General features: G+C 72.3%; 17 protein-coding genes. 16 read left to right on the top strand and 1 reads right to left on the bottom strand.

The genetic code is table 11. The features are described 5' to 3' along the window. The first annotated feature begins 186 nt into the window (after positions 1-186). From KAK03_RS03405 to KAK03_RS03340, 14 genes are all read left to right on the top strand, one after another. Complete coding sequence (locus tag KAK03_RS03405; protein ID WP_210851758.1) at positions 187-1302, top strand: FAD-dependent monooxygenase; 1116 nt, start codon at positions 187-189, stop codon at positions 1300-1302. Between the two features lie 31 nt (positions 1303-1333). Continuing rightward, positions 1334-3055 (top strand): DUF1302 domain-containing protein, encoded by a 1722-nt coding sequence (locus KAK03_RS03400; protein ID WP_210851757.1) that lies wholly within the window; start codon positions 1334-1336, stop codon positions 3053-3055. A gap of 17 nt (positions 3056-3072) precedes the next feature. Next, positions 3073-4419 (top strand): DUF1329 domain-containing protein, encoded by a 1347-nt coding sequence (locus tag KAK03_RS03395; RefSeq protein WP_210851756.1) that lies wholly within the window; start codon positions 3073-3075, stop codon positions 4417-4419. A gap of 31 nt (positions 4420-4450) precedes the next feature. After that, on the top strand, positions 4451-5485 hold the full coding sequence (locus KAK03_RS03390) for a WD40/YVTN/BNR-like repeat-containing protein (RefSeq protein WP_210851755.1): 1035 nt from the start codon (positions 4451-4453) through the stop codon (positions 5483-5485). Beyond that, entirely contained in the window at positions 5482-7911 is a 2430-nt protein-coding gene (locus KAK03_RS03385) for an efflux RND transporter permease subunit (protein WP_375140966.1), read from the top strand. Before KAK03_RS03390 ends, KAK03_RS03385 begins: the two co-directional genes overlap by 4 nt. After that, entirely contained in the window at positions 7911-8402 is a 492-nt protein-coding gene (locus KAK03_RS03380; protein WP_210851753.1) for a nuclear transport factor 2 family protein, read from the top strand. Before KAK03_RS03385 ends, KAK03_RS03380 begins: the two co-directional genes overlap by 1 nt. A gap of 11 nt (positions 8403-8413) precedes the next feature. Continuing rightward, on the top strand, positions 8414-9571 hold the full coding sequence (locus KAK03_RS03375; RefSeq protein WP_210851752.1) for an alpha/beta hydrolase family protein: 1158 nt from the start codon (positions 8414-8416) through the stop codon (positions 9569-9571). Between the two features lie 41 nt (positions 9572-9612). Beyond that, positions 9613-10554: a VOC family protein gene (locus tag KAK03_RS03370; protein ID WP_210851751.1), complete on the top strand. Its 942-nt coding sequence runs from the start codon at positions 9613-9615 to the stop codon at positions 10552-10554. Next, positions 10547-10918, top strand: coding sequence for a Rieske (2Fe-2S) protein (locus KAK03_RS03365; protein ID WP_210851750.1), 372 nt, complete (start codon positions 10547-10549; stop codon positions 10916-10918). The genes KAK03_RS03370 and KAK03_RS03365 overlap by 8 nt, the downstream gene beginning before the upstream one ends. 19 nt (positions 10919-10937) lie before the next feature. Then, a complete protein-coding gene (locus KAK03_RS03360; protein WP_210851749.1) occupies positions 10938-12068 on the top strand; it encodes an FAD-dependent oxidoreductase in 1131 nt (376 codons plus the stop codon). 13 nt (positions 12069-12081) lie between these two features. Further along, entirely contained in the window at positions 12082-13239 is a 1158-nt protein-coding gene (locus tag KAK03_RS03355; RefSeq protein ID WP_210851748.1) for an MFS transporter, read from the top strand. Further along, positions 13236-13823 (top strand): cupin domain-containing protein, encoded by a 588-nt coding sequence (locus tag KAK03_RS03350; protein ID WP_210851747.1) that lies wholly within the window; start codon positions 13236-13238, stop codon positions 13821-13823. Before KAK03_RS03355 ends, KAK03_RS03350 begins: the two co-directional genes overlap by 4 nt. Further along, entirely contained in the window at positions 13820-14587 is a 768-nt protein-coding gene (locus tag KAK03_RS03345; protein ID WP_210851746.1) for an SDR family NAD(P)-dependent oxidoreductase, read from the top strand. Before KAK03_RS03350 ends, KAK03_RS03345 begins: the two co-directional genes overlap by 4 nt. Positions 14588-14653: 66 nt before the next feature. Next, positions 14654-15598 (top strand): NAD-dependent epimerase/dehydratase family protein, encoded by a 945-nt coding sequence (locus KAK03_RS03340; protein WP_210851745.1) that lies wholly within the window; start codon positions 14654-14656, stop codon positions 15596-15598. Positions 15599-15608: 10 nt separating this feature from the next. On the opposite strand, the gene KAK03_RS03335 is transcribed toward KAK03_RS03340, so the two are convergent. Continuing rightward, a complete protein-coding gene (locus tag KAK03_RS03335) occupies positions 15609-16040 on the bottom strand; it encodes a Cd(II)/Pb(II)-responsive transcriptional regulator (RefSeq protein WP_210851744.1) in 432 nt (143 codons plus the stop codon). Between the two features lie 74 nt (positions 16041-16114). On the opposite strand from KAK03_RS03335, the gene KAK03_RS03330 reads away from it, so the two are divergent. Together KAK03_RS03330 and KAK03_RS03325 are read left to right on the top strand one after the other, a co-directional pair. Continuing rightward, positions 16115-16747, top strand: a complete 633-nt coding sequence (locus KAK03_RS03330; protein WP_210851743.1) for a cation efflux transmembrane domain-containing protein — start codon at positions 16115-16117, stop codon at positions 16745-16747. 94 nt (positions 16748-16841) lie between these two features. Then, positions 16842-17411: a TetR/AcrR family transcriptional regulator gene (locus KAK03_RS03325; RefSeq protein ID WP_310738451.1), complete on the top strand. Its 570-nt coding sequence runs from the start codon at positions 16842-16844 to the stop codon at positions 17409-17411. The last annotated feature ends 9 nt before the right edge of the window (positions 17412-17420 follow it).

Below are 17420 nucleotides of genomic sequence, written 5' to 3'. Positions count from 1 at the left end.
CTTGATCGTTAGATGCCGTTGAAACGTCGCTTGCATCGAAGTCATTTTTCATGATGGTCGCCAGTCCCTAACCTCTCGCTTACCCGCTTTCCTACAACGACTGGAGACAACGAATGGCCCTGGGCCAGGCGATGGGCGAACTCGCGCCCACAAACACCAACGCACTGCGGCGCAGGGCCTGAGACCATGGCCACGCTGCGTCGCATCGGCATTGCGGGCGCCGGCCTGTCGGGCCTGGCAGCGGCCCTGGCCGCGGCCCGCGCCGGGGCGCAGGTCGAGGTGTTCGAGGCCGCTGCGCGGCTGGCCGCACCGCCGGCCTCGATCGACGTGGTGCCGAACATGCTGCGTGACCTGGCGGCGCTGGGCGTGGCCGAGGCCTGCGTGCGCAAGGGCTTTGCGTACACCTCGATGGTCTGCGTCGATGCCGCCGGCCGCACCCAGTTCGAGATCCCGGCGCCGTCGCTGGCCGGTGCGGCCTGCCCGGCGGCCATGGGCATGGGCTACGCCGACCTGCTGGCCACGCTGCACGAGGCCTGCGTGGCGCAGGGCGTGCGCCTGCACTGGGGCGCCCGGGTCGAGCGCAGCAGCACCCACGCCGGCCAGGCCCGGCTGTCCGGTGCGGCGGGGCTGCTGTGGCAGGGCGACCTGGCCATCGTGGCCGGCGCCGCGTCGATGCTGCAGTCCGAGCCCCCGCTGGGCGCCACCAGCCAGCGCTTGCCGCAGCGCTGGGACCATGTGCTGGTGGCGCGCCCGCGCGGCATCGACCGCCTGACCTGGTGCGTGGGCACCAGCGGCCTGAAGGTGCTGGTGGTGCCCACCGGCGTGGCCCAGGCCGGCCTGGCGGTGCTGTGCGACGACACGCCCGGCGCCCGCCCCGCCGCCACGCCGGCCGCGCTGCGCCAGCGCCTGCAGCAGATGGGCGGCGCGCCCGCGGCCATGGCCGCGCTGGTGCGTGACGACGCCACCGTCATCAGCCGCCCGGTGCAGACCGGCCTGCTGAGCGGCCCCTGGCACCGCGGCGCGGTGCTGCGCATTGGCGCCAGCGCGCACCTGCTGCCGCCGCACTTTGGCCAGGCGGCGGCGCAGTCCATTGAAGACGCGGCCGTGCTGGGCAGCCTGCTGCCCACCGCCCCCGACCGGCGCCGTCTGCTGGCGCAGTTCCATGCGCGCCGCACGGCACGGGCCGCGCAGGTCCACGCCATCACCACCCAGGCCGCGCTGTGGGACCTGCACCCCGAGCCGGCCACTGATTTCCCGGCGCTGGCCCAGCAGCTGGCGCCCATCGTCGAGCACGCGGCCTGACCGCCCCCACCACACCGCCACCGAGGAGACCATGAAGAAGACCCTTTCACACCCCCCGACGCTGCGGCTCGGAACCCTGGCGCTGGCCGCGGCCCTGGCCACGCAGGCCCACGCCATCGAGATCGACACCGGCGACGCCGACTGGTCGGTCCGCTGGGACAACACGCTGCGCCTGAGCACCAAGCTGCGCACCGGCGCGGCCGACCCGGCGCTGACCGAGTCCTTCCGCCAGATCCCCACCGGCGCGCCGCCGCCGGCACCGGCCACCTTCAGCTTTCCGCAGGCGCTGAACTTCAACGCCGGCGACCAGAACTTCCAGAAACGCGGCCTGGTGTCGGCGCGGCTGGATGTGCTGTCGGAGTTCGACGCGATCTGGCGCCGTGATTTTGGTGTGCGCCTCAGCGCCGCCGGCTGGTACGACGATCGCCTGCACCGCGCCACGCAGGCCGACAACGACCCCACGCTGGGCCAGACGCCGCCCAACGCCTTCCCCGCGCGCACCCGCCGCATCGCCGGGGGCGATGGCGAACTGCTGGATGCCTTCGTCTTCGGCGGCTGGACGCTGGACAACGGCATGAAGCTCACCGCCCGCCTGGGCCAGCATGCGCTGCAGTACGGCGAGAGCCTGTTCTTTGGCGACAACGGCATCGCGCGGGCCCAGGGGCCGGTGGACATCGACAAGCTGCTGGCCTCGCCGAACGCGCAGTTCAAGGAGATCGTGCGGCCGGTGCCGCAGCTCTCGGCCCAGCTGCAGCTATCGCCCGCGATGACGCTGGGCGCCTATGTCCAGTTCCGCTGGGACTCTGACCGCGTGCCGCCGGCTGGCAGCTACTTCTCCACCGCCAACATCCCCTGGGGCTCGCAGCAGCCGGAGTTCGTCAACATCCCCAACGTGGGCAACTTCGTGCTGACCCCGGGCACCGACACCCAGCCCGGCCATGGCGGCCAGTTCGGCCTGCAGCTCAAGTGGCGCCTGGACGAGACCGACCTGGGCTTCTACGCCGCCCGGTTCCACGACAAGAGCGGCCAGCTCTACGGCAACATCAACCCGGCCGGCACGCCCAGTCCCTTCGGCACGCTGCCGGGCACCTGGTTCTACGCCTTCCCGAAGAACGTCAAGACGGTGGGTGCCAGCTTCTCGCGCACCGTGGGCGACTTCAACCTGGCGGGCGAGGCGTCGCTGCGCGACGACATGCCGCTGTGGAGCCAGAACATGATCTACGCCGGTGGCGTGGGCCAGCCGCAGCCGCGGCCGGCGCTGGGCCGCACCGCGCACCTGAACCTGTCCACGCTGGCCAGCTTCGGCCCCAACGCGCTGGCCCAGGAGTCGACCTTCGTGGCCGAGCTGGCCTGGAACCGCGTGCTGTCCAAGACCGACCCCGACCATTCGCTGGACGAGGGCCGCACGCGTGACGCCACCGCGCTGCAGTTCATCTACACGCCCAGCTACCGCCAGGTGCTGCCGGGTCTGGACCTGAACCTGCCGCTGGGCCTGCGCTATGTGGTGGACGGGAACTCGGCCGTCACCGGCGCCGGCTGGGGCGCCCGGGGCACCGGCAACGCCACCGTGGGCCTGGAGGGCACCTACCTGGGCCTGTGGCAGTTCGCGCTGAACTACACGCACTTCATCGGCCCGGCCGTGCCTTTTGTGGATCTCTCGCCGCTGCTGAGCGGTGGCCATGCGATCTACGGCCTGGGCAACCCGCTGGCCGACCGCCACTTCGTCGCGCTGTCCGTGCGCCGCACCTTCTGATCCAACGGAGCCTTTGCATGAAGTTCCACCACATCGCCCTGGCTGCCGTGCTGGCTGGCCACGCCGGCCTGACGCTGGCCGCCGCCACGCCTGACGAGGCCGCCAAGCTCAAGACCACGCTGACCCCCTTGGGCGCCGAGCGCGCCGGCAACGCCGACGGCAGCATCCCCGCCTGGAGCGGCGGCTACACCACGCCGGTGGCCGGCTTCAAGAACGGCGGCCGCCGCGGCGACCCCTTCGCCGCCGAGAAGCCGCTGTACTCGATCACCGCCGACAACCTGGCCCAGCACGCCGCCAAGCTCAGCGATGGCACGCAGGCGCTGCTCAAGAAGTACCCCAAGACCTTCCGTGTGGACGTCTACAAGACCCACCGCACCGCGGCCGCGCCGCAGTGGGTCTATGACGCCACGTTCAAGAACGCCACCAGCGCGAAGCTGGACGGCGAGGTGGTCAAGGGCGCCTATGGCGGCATCCCCTTCCCCATCCCCAAGAGCGCCAAGGAGATCGTCGCCAACAACGAGCTGCACTGGCGCGGCGAGGCCTGGCAGTCCGACTTCCGCGGCTACCTGACCACCGCCAGCGGGCAGCGCGTGCTGTCGGTCGAAGGCGTGGGCGACTTCCAGATGCCCTATTACGCCCAAGGGCAGGAGGACAAGTTCGGCGGCGACTACTGGCTGATCCGCCTGGTCAACAGCGGCCCGCCGGTGCGCGCCGGCGAGGCCATCACCGGCCGCCAGAACCTGGACCAGGACAAGACCCAGGTCTGGGTCTACCTGACCGGCCAGCGCCGCGTGCGCAAGCTGCCCAACGCCTGCTGCGACACGCCCACACCGGCCACCAGCGGCGTGGCCAGCTTCGACGAGGTGGACGTGCTCTCGGGCCGCACCGACCGCTTCGACTGGAAGATCGTCGGCAAGCAGGAGATGCTGATCCCCTACAACAGCAACCGCCTGCACACGCCCGCCAAGGACAGCGACGTGCTGCTGGCCAACCACCTGAACCCCGACCACGTGCGCTGGGAGCTGCACCGGGTGTGGGTGATCGAGTCGACGCTCAAGCCGGGCCAGCGCCACCAGGCGCCCAAGAGCCGCTACTACGTGGACGAGGACACCTGGGTGGCCGTGCTGGGCGACCGCTGGGATGCCAACGGCCAGCTGTGGAAGACGCTGTGGTCGCACCCGGTGGTGATGCCCGACCTGCCCGCCACCACGCCGCAGCAGCAGTGGGGCTTCAACGACCTGGTCTCGGGCGCCTGGTACGCCAGCGGCGTGGTCAACGAGAAGCCCGTGCACTACAAGGCCGTGCCGCGCAAGCCCGACAGCTACTTCACCGGCGACGCGCTCGCGGGCGAAGGCGTGCGCTGAAAGGCCGGTCGTGAATCTGCTTGTGAGGGCTGTGGTCCGACTGATCCTGGCGCTGGCCCTGACCCCGCCGGCCCTGGCTGCCCAGGCACCGGTGGTCGAGGCGCTGCAACGCCCCGCGCTGACGGTGCGCCAGCCCGAGCGGGCGGTGCTGCTGTCGGTGGCCCGCGCCGGTGAGCGCCTGGTGGCCGTGGGTGAGCGCGGCATCGTCGTGCTCAGCGACGACGCCGGCGCCCGCTGGCGCCAGGTGCCCTGCCCGGTCAGCGTGACCCTGACCATGGTGCGCTTTGCCGATGCCCGCCACGGCGTGGCCGTGGGCCACGGCGGCGCGGTGCTGACCACCGCCGACGGCGGCGACAGCTGGCAGCTGCGCCTGGACGGCCGGCGCGCCGCGCAGATCGCGCTGCAGGCCGCCACCACGCCCGAGGCCCGGCGCGACGCCGAGCGCCTGCTGGCCGACGGCCCCGACAAGCCCTTCCTCGATGTGCTGCTGTGGGATGCGCGCCGCCTGCTGGCGGTGGGCGCCTACGGCCTGGCCTTCCACAGCGCCGATGGCGGCCAGACCTGGCAGCCCTGGATGGCGCGCGTGCCCAACCCCAAGGGCCTGCACTGGTACGTGGCGCGGCGCCAGGGCGACACGCTGCTGCTGGCCGGCGAGCAGGGCCAGATCGTGCGCTCCGACGACGGCGGTGCCAGCTTCCACGCGCTGGCCTCGCCCTACAAGGGCAGCTGGTTCGCTGGCGAGCTGCTGGCCGATGGCCGCGCGCTGCTGGCCGGCCTGCGCGGCAATGTCTGGCGCCAGACCGACGGCGGCGCGGGCTGGCAGGCCATCGCCAACCCGGTTCCGGCCTCGATCACCGCGATCGCCGCCAGCGGCCCCGACTGGCTGCTGGCCAGCCAGGCCGGCGCCGTGCTGCGCCTGCAGGGCGACGCGCTGGTGCCGCTGGACACCGCGCCGCTGACCTTGCCCGCCGCGCTGCTGGCCGCTGGCCCGGGCCGCGTGATCGCCGTCGGCGTGACCGGCATCCAGCCTCTGACGACTCCTGGCGCCACCACCCCGGCGAAATGACCATGTCCGCAGTCTCCCCCCCGACCAGCGCGCCGTCGCTGGCCGCGTTCGATCCGCAGTCGGGCTCGCTCGTCGAGCGCCTGCTGTTCAACAACCGCCGGCTGATCGTGCTGCTGTGCGTGCTGCTGACCGCGCTGCTGGGCTGGCAGGCCACCAAGCTGCAGCTGCAGGCCAGCTTCGAGAAGACCATCCCCGCCAGCCACCCCTTCATCCAGAACTTCCTGCAGTACCAGGGCGAGCTCAGCGGCCTGGGCAATGCGGTGCGCATCGGCGTGGCCACCACCCAGGAGACGATCTACGACGCCCGCTACCTGGACACGCTGCGCCGCCTGTCCGACGAGGTGTTCCTGATGCCCGGCGTGGACCGGGCGCGGATGAAGTCGCTGTGGACGCCGTCCACCCGCTGGGTGGGCGTGACCGAGGACGGGCTGGAAGGCGGCCCGGTGATCCCCGACGGCTACGACGGCTCGCCCGCCAGCCTGCAGCAGCTGGGCGCCAACATCGCCCGCTCCGGCGAGATCGGCCAGCTGGTGGCGCGCGACCTGCGCTCCAGCGTGATCTTCGTGCCGCTGCTGGCCCAGGACGCGCAGGGCCAGGCGCTGGACTACGCGCAGCTGTCCACGCGGCTGGAGGCGCTGCGCCTGAAGTACGAGGCCGAGGGCGTGCGGCTGCATGTCACCGGTTTCGCCAAGATCGTCGGCGACCTGATCGACGGCGTGCGCGCGGTGCTGGTGTTCTTTGCCGTGGCGGTGCTGATCGCCGCGGCCATGGTGTTCTGGTACACGCGCTGTGCCCGCTCCACGCTGCTGGTGGTGCTGGCTTCGCTGGTGGCGGTGGTGTGGCAGCTGGGCCTGCTGCCCACGCTGGGCTACGCGCTGGACCCGTACTCGATCCTGGTGCCCTTCCTGGTGTTTGCCATCGGCATGAGCCACGGCGCACAGAAGATGAACGGCATCATGCAGGACGTGGGCCGCGGCATGCACAAGCTGGTGGCCGCGCGCTACACCTTCCGCCGCCTGTTCCTGGCCGGCCTGACCGCGTTGCTGGCCGACGCGGTGGGCTTTGCGGTGCTGCTGGTGATCGACATCCAGGTGATCCGCGAGCTGGCGGTGGCGGCGTCGATCGGCGTGGGCGTGCTGATCTTCACCAACCTGATCCTGCTGCCCATCCTGCTGAGCTACACCGGCGTCAGCCAGGCCGCCGCCGAGCGCAGCCTGCGCGCCGAGCAGGCCGACGCCGCGGGCGCGCGCAAGCACCCGCTGTGGGCTTTCCTGGACCGCTTCACCCAGCGCCGCTGGGCGGGCATCGCGGTGGGGCTGGCGCTGCTGCTGGGCCTGGGCGGCTACGCCGCCAGCACCCGGCTGCAGATCGGCGACCTGGACCCGGGCGCGCCCGAGTTGCGCGCCGACAGCCGCTACAACCGCGACGTGGCCTTCATGAACCAGGCCTACGGTGCGTCCAGCGACGTGCTGGCGGTGCTGGTGCGCACGGCCGACGGCCAGTGCTCGAAGCTCGACACGCTCAACAAGATCGACGCGCTGGAGTGGCAGCTGCGCCAGCTCGACGGTGTGGAGTCGACCAACACGCTGGCGCTGCTGAACCGCCGCGTGCTCTCGGGCCTCAATGAGGGCCAGCCGCGCTGGTACGAGTTCCTGCCCAACCAGGACATGCTCAACACCGTCACCGCCGGCGCGCCGCGCGGCCTGTACAACGACGCCTGCGGCCTGCTGACGGTCTATGTCTACCTGCGTGACCACCAGGCCGACACGCTCGCGCGCGTGGTGGCGCATGTGCAGGCCTTCGCGCAGGCCAACGACAGCGCAGACGCGCAGTTCCTGCTGGCCGCCGGCTCGGCCGGCATCGAAGCCGCCACCAACATCGTCGTCAAGGACGCCTGGCGCCTGATGCTGCTGCTGGTCTATGGCGCGGTGGTGGGGCTGTGCTTCGTCACCTTCCGCTCGTGGCGGGCGGTGGTGGTGGCGGTGCTGCCGCTGGTGCTGACCTCCTTCCTGGCCGAGGCGCTGATGGTGGCGCTGGGCATGGGCGTGAAGGTGGCCACGCTGCCGGTGATCGCGCTGGGCGTGGGCATCGGCGTGGACTACGCGCTGTACGTGCTGTCGGTCACGCTGGCCCAGTTGCGCGAGGGCAAGAGCCTGTCCGAGAGCTACTACCGCGCGCTGCTGTTCACCGGCAAGGTGGTGATGCTCACCGGCGTGACGCTGGCCGTGGGCGTGGTCACCTGGGTGCTCAGCCCCATCAAGTTCCAGGCCGACATGGGCCTGCTGCTGGCCTTCATGTTCCTGTGGAACATGCTGGGCGCGCTGGTGCTGGTGCCCGCCCTGGGTCATTTCCTGCTGAAACGGCAGGCCCACCCGGCCGAGGACTCGGCCGCCTTCATGGGTCGCCTGCGCGCGACACACTCCTGATGAACAGACTCTCCCTGCTGGGCGCGCTCGCCCTGGCGGCCATCGGGCCGACCGTGCATGCCGCCGATGGCCCCGACGCGGTGTTCGACCGCTACGTGGCCGCGGTCCATGCCGGCGACATGGCCGCGGTGCGCGCGCTGATCGCGCCCGATGTCGAGCGCTCGGACTTCGTGGGCTGCCGCCCCGAGATGAGCCACCCCGACTGCCTGGCCCACTACATCGAGGCCACGGTGGTGCGGCCGAAGGCGCGCCTGAGCGTGCTGCGCCGCCAGACCGAGGGCGACACCCTCAGCGTGACCGTCGAGGTGCGCAGCCCGCTGTACACGCAGGCCGGTGTGGAGCGCATCGTCGGCCGCGACATCGTGCGGGCCCAGGGCGGCCTGATCCGCGCCTTCCGCTTCGTGCCCGATTTCTCCGACGAGGCCACCGCGGTCTTCTTCGGCACGCTGGGCATCGGCCCGCGCGCCGCGAAGCCCGCCCAACCCTCCTGAACACCGTCACCATGTTCAAGTACTTCCCCACCAACTACGTCTGGAACCTGTCGGTCGATCTGGCGATCGAGATGGGCGCGCGCATCGGCGAGATCGAGGCCATGTGCGCCCCGCTGCAGGAAGCCGCCAAGGCCCCGGATACCGCCGGCACGCAGGCCTTTCGCGAGACCTGGGTGCGCATGGCCGACCGCCTGTGCGAACTGGCCGACGAGGACAAGGCGCGCGGCCGTCTGCTCTCGGCCGGCGAGAAGATCAGCCGCGCGGCCAGCTACCTGATCACCGCTGAGCGCCTGCAGGCCCATGACGCCCCCGGCCGGCTGGACCTGTACCGCCGCCACCTGGCGCTGTTTGCCGAGGGCGCGCGCCTGTCGGGCGAGCGCGTCGAGCGCGTCGAGATCCCCTACGAGGGCACCCACCTGGCGGCGCTGTATGTGCCGGCCGAGGGCGTGCAAGGCCCGGCGCCGCTGCTGGTGCAGGTCAACGGCCTGGATTCGACCAAGGAGATGAAGCAGCGCGTGGGCCTGCCGGCCTGGCTGGCCCGGCGCGGCGTGGCCTCGCTGGTCGTCGACCAGCCCGGCACCGGCGAGGCGCTGCGCCTGCAGGGCCTGACCGCCCGGTTTGATGCCGAGCACTGGGCCAGCCGCGTGGTCGACTGGCTGGAAACCCGGCCCGAGATCGACGCCAAGCGCATCGGCCTGGAGGGCGTCTCGCTGGGCGGCTACTACTGTCCGCGCGCGGTGGCCTTCGAGCCGCGCTTCGCCTGCGGCGTGGTCTGGGGCGCCAACCACGACTGGCGCGACGTGCAGAAGCGCCGCCTGGCGCGCGAAGGCAACCTGCCGGTGCCGCACTACTGGGCCCATGTGTGCTGGGTGTGGGGCGCGAAGGACATCGCCGACTTCATGCGCATCGCCGAGAACGTGCATCTGGACGGCGTGGTCGAGCGCATCCGCGTGCCCTTCCTGGTCACCCACGGCGAGCAGGACTCTCAGATCCCGCTGAAGTGGGCCGAGCGCACCTACGAGCAGCTGGTGAACAGCCCGAAGCGCGAACTCAAGGTCTTCACCGAGCGTGAAGGCGGCGTGCAGCACTCCAGCTTCGACAACAGCATCAACGCCGGCCACTACATCGCCGACTGGGTGGCCGAGACCCTGGGCGGGCGCCTCGCCTGAGCGCCACCCCGACTCCCCCACCGCTGACACAGGACCCCACCATGAACATCATCGGCATCGACGCCCTGCTCTTCGGCGTCGACGACCTCCGCGCCTGCCGCGCCTACCTGCAGGACTACGGCCTCACCGAAGCCGCCCCGGGCCGCTTCGAGGCGCTGGACGGCACCGCGGTGCTGATCGCCCCGGCCAGCGACACCACGCTGCCGCCGGCCCCGGCCCCGGGCTGCCAGCTGCGCAAGACGGTCTTCGGCGTCGCCGACGCCGCCACGCTGGACGCGATCGCCGACGAACTGGGCCGCGACCGCGCGGTGCGCCGACTGGCCGACGGCTCGATCGAGTCGGTGGACGACGACGGCTTCGTGCTGGGCTTCCAGGTCTCGGTGCGCCGGCCGGTGGCCACGCTGGGCGAGTTCGCCAACGCGCCCGGCGCGCCGATCCAGCGCGCGGTCAACACCCTGGGCGTGCGGGCCGACGCGCCGCCCATCCGCCCGCGCACGCTGTCGCACATCGTCTATTTCGTGCCCGATGCGGCGCGGGCCGAGGCCTTCTATGTGCAGCGCCTGGGATTCCGCTGCACCGACCGCTTCGTCGGCGTGGGCCCCTTCCTGCAGCCCGCGGGCACGCTGGACCACCACACGCATTTCCTGATCCAGGCGCCGGCCTTCATGAAGGGGGTGGAGCACTTCACCTTCCACTTCAGCGGCCCGACCGAGGTGATGCAGAACGGGTACCGCTTCATCGAGAAGGGCTACCAGCCCTTCTGGGGCCCGGGGCGGCACCAGCTGGGCTCGAACTGGTTCTGGTACTTCAACAGCCCCTTCGGCTGCCACATGGAGATGGACGCCGACATGGACCTGCACGACGCCAGCTGGCAGCCGCGCCAGGCCGAGCTGAGTGCCGACAGCTCGCAGGCCTTCCTGCTGGGCTACCGCCGCAAGTGGGCGCCGGGGCCGGACACGTCGGAGAGGGGCGACTATGCCTGATGCCACGATCGCCGCTGGCCCGCTGTGGCTGTGCCAGGCGGACGAGCTGGCAGCCATCCCCGAAGGCCGCGCGCGCGGCTTCGACCCGTGCCAGACCGGGCAGGACAGCGTCTTCGTGGTGCGCCACGCTGGCCGCCTGCATGCCTGGCGCAACGCCTGCCCGCACATCGACGGCGCACCCATGGCCTGGCGCAAGGACGCCTACACCAACGCGGCCGGCACCCACATCGTCTGCTCGGCGCACGGCGCGCAGTTCGAGCCGGCCACCGGGCGCTGCGTGCAAGGGCCCTGCCTGGGGCAGGCGCTCAGCGCGATCGAGATGGACATCCGCAGCGACGGCAGCGTCTGGCTGCGCGCGCACTGACACACCACAAGGACGAGACATGGCAGCAGTGAACAAGGTACTGGTGATCGGCGGGGGCTTCTCCGGCATGGCAGCGGCCATCCAGATGCAGCGCGCCGGCATCGCGGTGGACCTGGTCGAGATCGACCCCGGCTGGTGCCCGCTGGGCGCGGGCATCACGATCAACGGCGCCACGCTGCGGGCGCTGCAGACGCTGGGCGTCTACCCCGGGTTTGTCGATCAGGGCTGGGTGTCGGACGGTCTGGACCTCTACTCGGCCGCCGGTCAGAAGCTGGCCGAGCTGCCCACGCCCCGGCCGGTGGGCTCGGACGTCAGCGGCGGCGGCGCGATCATGCGGCCGGCACTGGCGCGCCTGCTGTCCGACGCCACCCGCGCCAGCGGCGTGGCGGTGCGCACCGGCTGCAGCTTCACGACGATCGAGCAGGACAGCGACGCGGTGACCGTGGCCTTCACCGACGGCACCCAGGGCCGCTACGACCTGGTGGTGGGCGCCGATGGCGTGCACTCGCGGCTGCGCGGCCTGCTGTTTCCCGAGGTGCCGCCGCTGGGCTACCTTGGCCAGGGCGTGTGGCGCGCGGTGATGCCGCGGCCGGCCGAGGTGGTGCGCCCGCGCATGTGGTTCGCGCAGCACCTGAAGCTGGGCGTGAACCCGGTGTCGGCCAGCCACATGTACATGTTCATCACCGAGGACCGGCCGACCAAGGCGCACATCGATCCCGCCACCTGGCCGGCGGTGTTCCACGGCCTGATGCAGCCCTTTGCCGACCCGCTGGTGCAGTCGCTGCAGCCCCATGCGCTGCTGCCCGAAGCCGCGATCGACTACCGCCCGCTGGCCAACCTGCTGGTGCCCACGCCCTGGAACCGCGGCCGCGTGGTGATGATCGGCGACACCGTGGCGGCCACCACGCCGCACCTGGCCTCGGGCGCCGGCATCGGCATCGAGAGCGGCATCGTGCTGGCCGAGGAACTGGCCCGCCACGACACGCTGCCGCCGGCGCTGGACGCCTTCCATGCGCGCCGCTTCCCGCGCTGCGAGATGGTGGTGCGCAACTCCGAGCGCCTGTGCCGCATCGAGGTGGAGGGCGGCGACAAGGCCGAGCACGCGCGCATCATGCGCGAGTCGATGGCCGCGCTGGCCCAGCCCATCTGACCGGAGCCGACGCATGACCCGCACATCGTCGATCCCGGGCGTGGCCGCGCTGATGGTGGCGCACTGCGCCGGCATGGTGGACCTGGTGGCCCTGCCAGTCTGGGTGGGCACGCTGATCGGCCGCTACGGGCTGGACCCGCAGCAGGCCGGCCTGCTGGCCACGCTGTTCCTGGCCGGCGCCGTGGTGGCCAGCAGCGCGCTGGCGCCGGTGTTCCACCGCGTGTCCTGGCGCCTGGTGGCCACGGCCGGGTTTGCGGTGGCCGCCGGCAGCTTCTGGTGGGCCTCGGGTAGTGCTGCCTTCAGCACGCTGGCGCTGTGCCATGCGCTGGCGGGCATGGCCACCGGTGCGGCGCTCAGCGTGACGCACGGCACCATCGCCCGCAGCGCCCACCCGCACCGGCTGTTTGCCGGGGTGGGGGCGGCGCTGGGCGTGTTCGCGGTGGTCTTCCTGGGCGCCACGCCGCCGCTGGTGGAGCGCCTGGGCGGACCGGTGCTGTTCGCGGTGTTTGCCGGCGTGATGGCGGTGGCGGCGGTGGTGTCGCTGCTGGCCTTTCCGGTGCCGGACCGCGCGCTGGGCCCGGCGCACGAGGACGCCGCACCGGCGCCGATGCCGCGGGCGGTGTGGTTCGGCATCGCCGGCATCGCAGGCATGGGCCTGGTGCAGTCGATGACCTTCAGCTTCCTGGAGCGCGTGGGCACCGAGCGTGGCTTCGGCCTGGCGGCGATCACCGGCGTGCTGGTGGCGCTGGGCGTGGTCAACCTGTTCCCCGCCGCGCTGGCCGGCGCACTGGAGCGCCGCTGGCCGGCACGCCGCGTGCTGCAGGCCGGCCCGGTGCTGCAGGCGCTGCTGGTGGTGGTGATCATGAACAGCGCCCGCTTCGAGCCCTATGCGGCGGCGGCGTCGGTGTTCGCGGCGGTGATGATCTTCACCCACACCTTCGCCTTCGGCCTGCTGGCGCAACTGGACCGCAGCGGCCGTGCGCTGGCCGCCACGCCGGCGATGCTGATGACCGGCGCGGCGATCGGGCCGATCCTGGGCGGCACCCTGGTCAAGGGCTTCGGCTATGGCGCGCTGGGCGTTGCCGCGCTGCTCATCGGCGCCTGCGCGCTGGCCAGTTTCCTGCGGCTGCCGGCGCCGGCCGCGCCGCGTCAACCACAAGGACAAGCATGAGCCTTCCCCCCATCCACCGTGTCGTCACCGGCCACCGGGCCGACGGCCGGGCCGTGGTGGTCCAGAGCGGACCGCTGCCCCGGGTCGAGGAGATCGCCGCGATCCCCGGCACCGTCTTCCACGAGGTCTGGAGCACCGCCGGCACCCCCGCGCCGGTGGACAACGGCCCCGACCCCACGCTGGGTCCGCTGATGCTGCCGCCGCCACCTCAGGGCACGCGCATGCGCTTCGTCGACATCCCGCCCGACACCGCCGAGTTCCTGGCCCAGGGCGCGGCGCGCATGAAGGCGGCCTTCAGCCAGATCGGCGACGAGGCGGCCTCCACCGTGCAGGCGCAGTCGCCGCACCCGCTGATGCACCGCACCGAGTCGGTGGACTACGGCATCGTCATCGACGGCGAGATGACCCTGGTGCTGGATGAGGGCGAGGTGCTGCTCAGGCCGGGCAGCGTGGTGGTGCAGCGCGGCACCAACCACGCCTGGGCCAACCGCTCGGGGCGCCCCTGCCGGATGCTGTTCATCCTGGTGGATGGCCGCTACGACCCGGCGATCGCCGCGGCGCTGGCGGCCCACGGCGCCGCATGAGCCCGGCCACGCTCTTCGACCTGCACGGGCAGACCGCGCTGGTCACCGGCGCCACCCAGGGTCTGGGCTGGGCGATCACGCAGGCGCTGGCGGCGCACGGTGCGCGCGTCCTGGTGTCCGACCGGGATGCCGGCGCCTGCGCGCGCGCCGCCACCGCGCTGCAGGAGCAGGGCCACACGGCCGCCGCACTGGCCGCCGACCTGGCGGATGCGGCGCAGGTGGCCCAGCTGTGCGCGCAGGCCGGCGCGGTGGATGTGCTGGTCTGCAATGCCGGCATCCAGGGCCCGGCCGGGCCGCTGGCCGCGGCCACCGACGCCGACTGGCAGCAGGTGCTGGACATCAACCTGCGCGCCGCCGCGCGCCTGAGCAGCGGCCTGATCCCGGCGATGGCCGCGCGCGGGCGCGGCAGCGTGGTGTTGATGTCCAGCATCGCCGGGCTGCGGGGCAACGGCGCGATCGGCCTGTACGGGTTATCCAAGGCCGCCATTGCCCAACTGGCGCGCAACCTGGCGGTGGAGTGGGGCCCCAGCGGCGTGCGCGTGAATGCGGTGTCGCCGGGGCTGATCCGCACGCCGCTGGCGGCGTCGCTGCTGGCTGACGAAGACTTCATGCAGCGGCGCCTGCAGACCACACCGCTGCGGCGGGTGGGCGAGCCCGACGAGATCGCCGGCGTGGTGGTGATGCTGGCCAGCGCGGCCGGCGGCTTCATCACCGGGCAGAACCTGGTGGTGGACGGTGGCACCACGATCAGTGATGGGAGTTGAGATGAGCCTTGCCCAAGTGCCCCATCGCGCGCACGATCGCGTGCGCGCCTGCGGAGGGGCTTGACCATGCGCGTGCTGGTCACTGGCGCCCAGGGCTTCATCGGCCGCCATCTGGTGCAGCGCCTGCTGCGGCAGGGCCTGGGCGGGCGGGCGGTGGGCACGCTGCTCGTGTCCGACCTGCGGCTGGACGAGCTGCCGCACGACCAGCGCCTGCTGGCCGTGCCCGGCTCGATCGCCGACGCGGGCGTGCTGGAGCGCGCGCTGGCGGCGCCGGTTGATGCGGTGTTCCACCTGGCCAGCGTGCCGGGTGGCGCGGCGGAGCGCGACCCGCAGCTGGGCCAGCGCGTGAACCTGGACGCCACGCTGCGCCTGGTCGACCTGCTGCGCGGGCACGGCAACGGCCCGCGGCTGGTCTTTGCCAGCACGGTGGCGGTGTACGGCGACCCGCTGCCCGCGGTGGTCGACGAAGCCACGCCCGCCTGCCCGGTGCTGAGCTACGGCGCCCAAAAGCTGGCCGCCGAGATCCTGCTGGCCGACGCCGCGCGCCGCGGCTGGGTCCAGACCTGCTCGCTGCGCCTGCCCGGCGTGGTGGCCCGGCCCGGCAGCGGCGAGGGGCTGATCTCGGCCTTCATGAGCCAGCTGTTCTGGCGCCTGCGCGACGGCCAGCCCTGCGAGCTGCCGGTGAGCGCCGACGGCACCGCGTGGTGGATCTCGGCCCCGGCCTGCGTTGACAACCTGTTGCATGCCGCGACGATCGACCCGGCGCGGCTGCCGCCCGGCCGCGTGGTGCAGATGCCGGCGCTGCAGCTGTCGATGGCCGAGGTGGTCGAGGCCCTGGTGCAGGCCCACGGCGAGGACCGCCGCGCGCTGGTCAGCCACCGCCCGCAGGCGATGGTGCAGCGGCTGTTCGCCTCGCAGCCGCCGCTGCACACGCCGCGGGCGCTGGGCCTGGGCTTTCGCCACGACGGCTCGGCGGCCGAGCTGGTGCGCCAGGCCACCGTGCTGGCCTGACGCAGCAGGCTCAGCCCGGGCTGGCCGGGTGGCAGGCGCAGGGCTGCTGCCCGGCCGCGGCGGCAAAGGCCTGCAGGATGGCGCAGGGGTGCGAGGCATCGCCATCGCAGCTGCGCCGCAGATCCACCAGCTGGCGCTCCAGCGCGCGCAGCGCCTGCATGCGCTGGCGCACCAGCGCGATGTGGCCGTCGAGCAGCTCGTTGACCTGGGCGCAGGCGCCCTCGGGCTCGGCCGCGTAGCGCAGCAGCTGGCGCACCTCCTGCAGCGGGATGTCCAGCGTGCGCAGGTGGCGCACGAAGTTCAGCTGGGTGAGGTGGCGTTCGGCATAGCGGCGGTAGCCCGAGGCCTCGCGCGGCGGCGCCTCCAGCAGGCCTTCGCGTTCATAGAAGCGCACCGTCTGCACATCGCAGCCGGCGCGCGTGGCAAGTTCACCGATCTTCATGGCCGAGGCGCTTGACTCTATAGTGGCTACAGGGTTTTCAATCCTCGCACAGCCTCGAGAAACCCTTCACCACCATGTCCGCCCACTGCTGCCACGACACCGCCTGCACCGCCCCCGCCACCGACCCGCGCTGGCGCCGCGCGCTGTGGATCGCGCTGGTGCTCAACGCCGCGATGTTCGTCATCGAACTGGGCGCGTCGTGGTCCTCGGGCTCGGTGTCGCTGCTGGCTGATTCGATCGACTTCTTCGGCGACGCCGGCAACTACGCCCTCAGCCTGGCGGTGCTGGGCCTGGGGGCCGCCGCCCGCTCGCGCGCCGCGCTGTTCAAGGCCGCCTGCATGGGCCTGTTCGGCGTGGGCGTGCTGACCCGCGCCGCCTGGATGCTGGGCAGCGGCGCCGTGCCCGAGCCCGCCACGATGGGCGGCGTGGGCCTGCTGGCCCTGGCCGTGAACGCCGGCGTGGCCGTGCTGCTCTACCGCTTTCGCAGCGGCGACGCCAACATGCGCTCGGTCTGGCTGTGCTCGCGCAACGACGCGCTGGGCAACCTCGCCGTGATGCTGGCCGCGCTGGGCGTGCTGGGCACCGGCTCCGCCTGGCCCGACCTGGTGGTGGCGGGCGTGATGGGCGGCCTGGCCCTGAGCGGGGCGTGGAGCGTGGGGCGGCAGGCCCAGGCCGAACTGCAGGGGCGACCGACGCCGGCGCACTGAACCCATCGGTCCGTGCGGCCCCGGGGAAAAGGCAGGCCGTCGGCGGCGATTGACAAGCCAATATGATGGACGTAATATGACGACCATCATGTCCATGTCCGCCAGCCGCAAGGAACTTACCCACGACCGCATCCTGGACGTCGCCGCTCGCGCCATCCGGCGCGCGGGCTACGACGGCGTCGGACTGGCCACCATCATGAAGGAGGCCGGCCTGACCCACGGCGGCTTCTACGCCCACTTCGCCTCCCGCGACGCGCTGCTGGCCGAGGCCACGCAGCGCGCCGGCCGCGACACCGGCGCCGTGCTCGCCGAGCGGCTGCGCCAGGCGCAGGCCGCTGGCGTGAGCGCGTTCTCCGCGCTGGTGAACACCTACCTGGGCGACGCCCAGCTCGAGAACATCGAGTGCGGTTGCATCGTCGCCGCCCTGGCGGCCGAGATCCCGCGCCAGGCGGACGAGGTGGCAAGTGCCGCCCGCGCCCGGGTGCTGGGCCTGGTCGATCTGGTGCGCCGCTGCCTGCCGGCCGGCGTCGACCCGGCGCAGGCCCAGGTGGTGGCCGCCACCATGGTGGGTGCCTTGCAGCTGGCCCGCACGCTGCAAGGCCAGGCCGGCAGGGCCTGGCTGGCCAATGTGCGGAACAGCCTGATCCAGCAGTACGACGCCTGAAGCGTCGGC

Origin of the sequence: Ideonella alba, from assembly GCF_018069845.1 — a bacterium.
Lineage (GTDB): Bacteria > Pseudomonadota > Gammaproteobacteria > Burkholderiales > Burkholderiaceae_C > Ideonella > Ideonella alba.
This window is presented reverse-complemented; position numbering and strand designations above follow the sequence as displayed.

What these genes read in the sequence shown, in the direction of transcription:
- KAK03_RS03350 (WP_210851747.1), top strand. Translation starts at nt 13,236, where the DNA reads ATGAGCCTTCCCCCCATCCACCGTGTCGTCACCGGCCACCGGGCCGAC.
- KAK03_RS03370 (WP_210851751.1), top strand. Translation starts at nt 9,613, where the DNA reads ATGAACATCATCGGCATCGACGCCCTGCTCTTCGGCGTCGACGACCTC.
- KAK03_RS03340 (WP_210851745.1), top strand. Translation starts at nt 14,654, where the DNA reads ATGCGCGTGCTGGTCACTGGCGCCCAGGGCTTCATCGGCCGCCATCTG.
- KAK03_RS03325 (WP_310738451.1), top strand. Translation starts at nt 16,842, where the DNA reads ATGTCCGCCAGCCGCAAGGAACTTACCCACGACCGCATCCTGGACGTC.
- KAK03_RS03355 (WP_210851748.1), top strand. Translation starts at nt 12,082, where the DNA reads ATGACCCGCACATCGTCGATCCCGGGCGTGGCCGCGCTGATGGTGGCG.
- KAK03_RS03400 (WP_210851757.1), top strand. Translation starts at nt 1,334, where the DNA reads ATGAAGAAGACCCTTTCACACCCCCCGACGCTGCGGCTCGGAACCCTG.
- KAK03_RS03375 (WP_210851752.1), top strand. Translation starts at nt 8,414, where the DNA reads ATGTTCAAGTACTTCCCCACCAACTACGTCTGGAACCTGTCGGTCGAT.
- KAK03_RS03335 (WP_210851744.1), bottom strand. Translation starts at nt 16,040, where the DNA reads ATGAAGATCGGTGAACTTGCCACGCGCGCCGGCTGCGATGTGCAGACG.
- KAK03_RS03395 (WP_210851756.1), top strand. Translation starts at nt 3,073, where the DNA reads ATGAAGTTCCACCACATCGCCCTGGCTGCCGTGCTGGCTGGCCACGCC.
- KAK03_RS03330 (WP_210851743.1), top strand. Translation starts at nt 16,115, where the DNA reads ATGTCCGCCCACTGCTGCCACGACACCGCCTGCACCGCCCCCGCCACC.
- KAK03_RS03345 (WP_210851746.1), top strand. Translation starts at nt 13,820, where the DNA reads ATGAGCCCGGCCACGCTCTTCGACCTGCACGGGCAGACCGCGCTGGTC.
- KAK03_RS03385 (WP_375140966.1), top strand. Translation starts at nt 5,482, where the DNA reads ATGACCATGTCCGCAGTCTCCCCCCCGACCAGCGCGCCGTCGCTGGCC.
- KAK03_RS03380 (WP_210851753.1), top strand. Translation starts at nt 7,911, where the DNA reads ATGAACAGACTCTCCCTGCTGGGCGCGCTCGCCCTGGCGGCCATCGGG.
- KAK03_RS03360 (WP_210851749.1), top strand. Translation starts at nt 10,938, where the DNA reads ATGGCAGCAGTGAACAAGGTACTGGTGATCGGCGGGGGCTTCTCCGGC.
- KAK03_RS03365 (WP_210851750.1), top strand. Translation starts at nt 10,547, where the DNA reads ATGCCTGATGCCACGATCGCCGCTGGCCCGCTGTGGCTGTGCCAGGCG.
- KAK03_RS03405 (WP_210851758.1), top strand. Translation starts at nt 187, where the DNA reads ATGGCCACGCTGCGTCGCATCGGCATTGCGGGCGCCGGCCTGTCGGGC.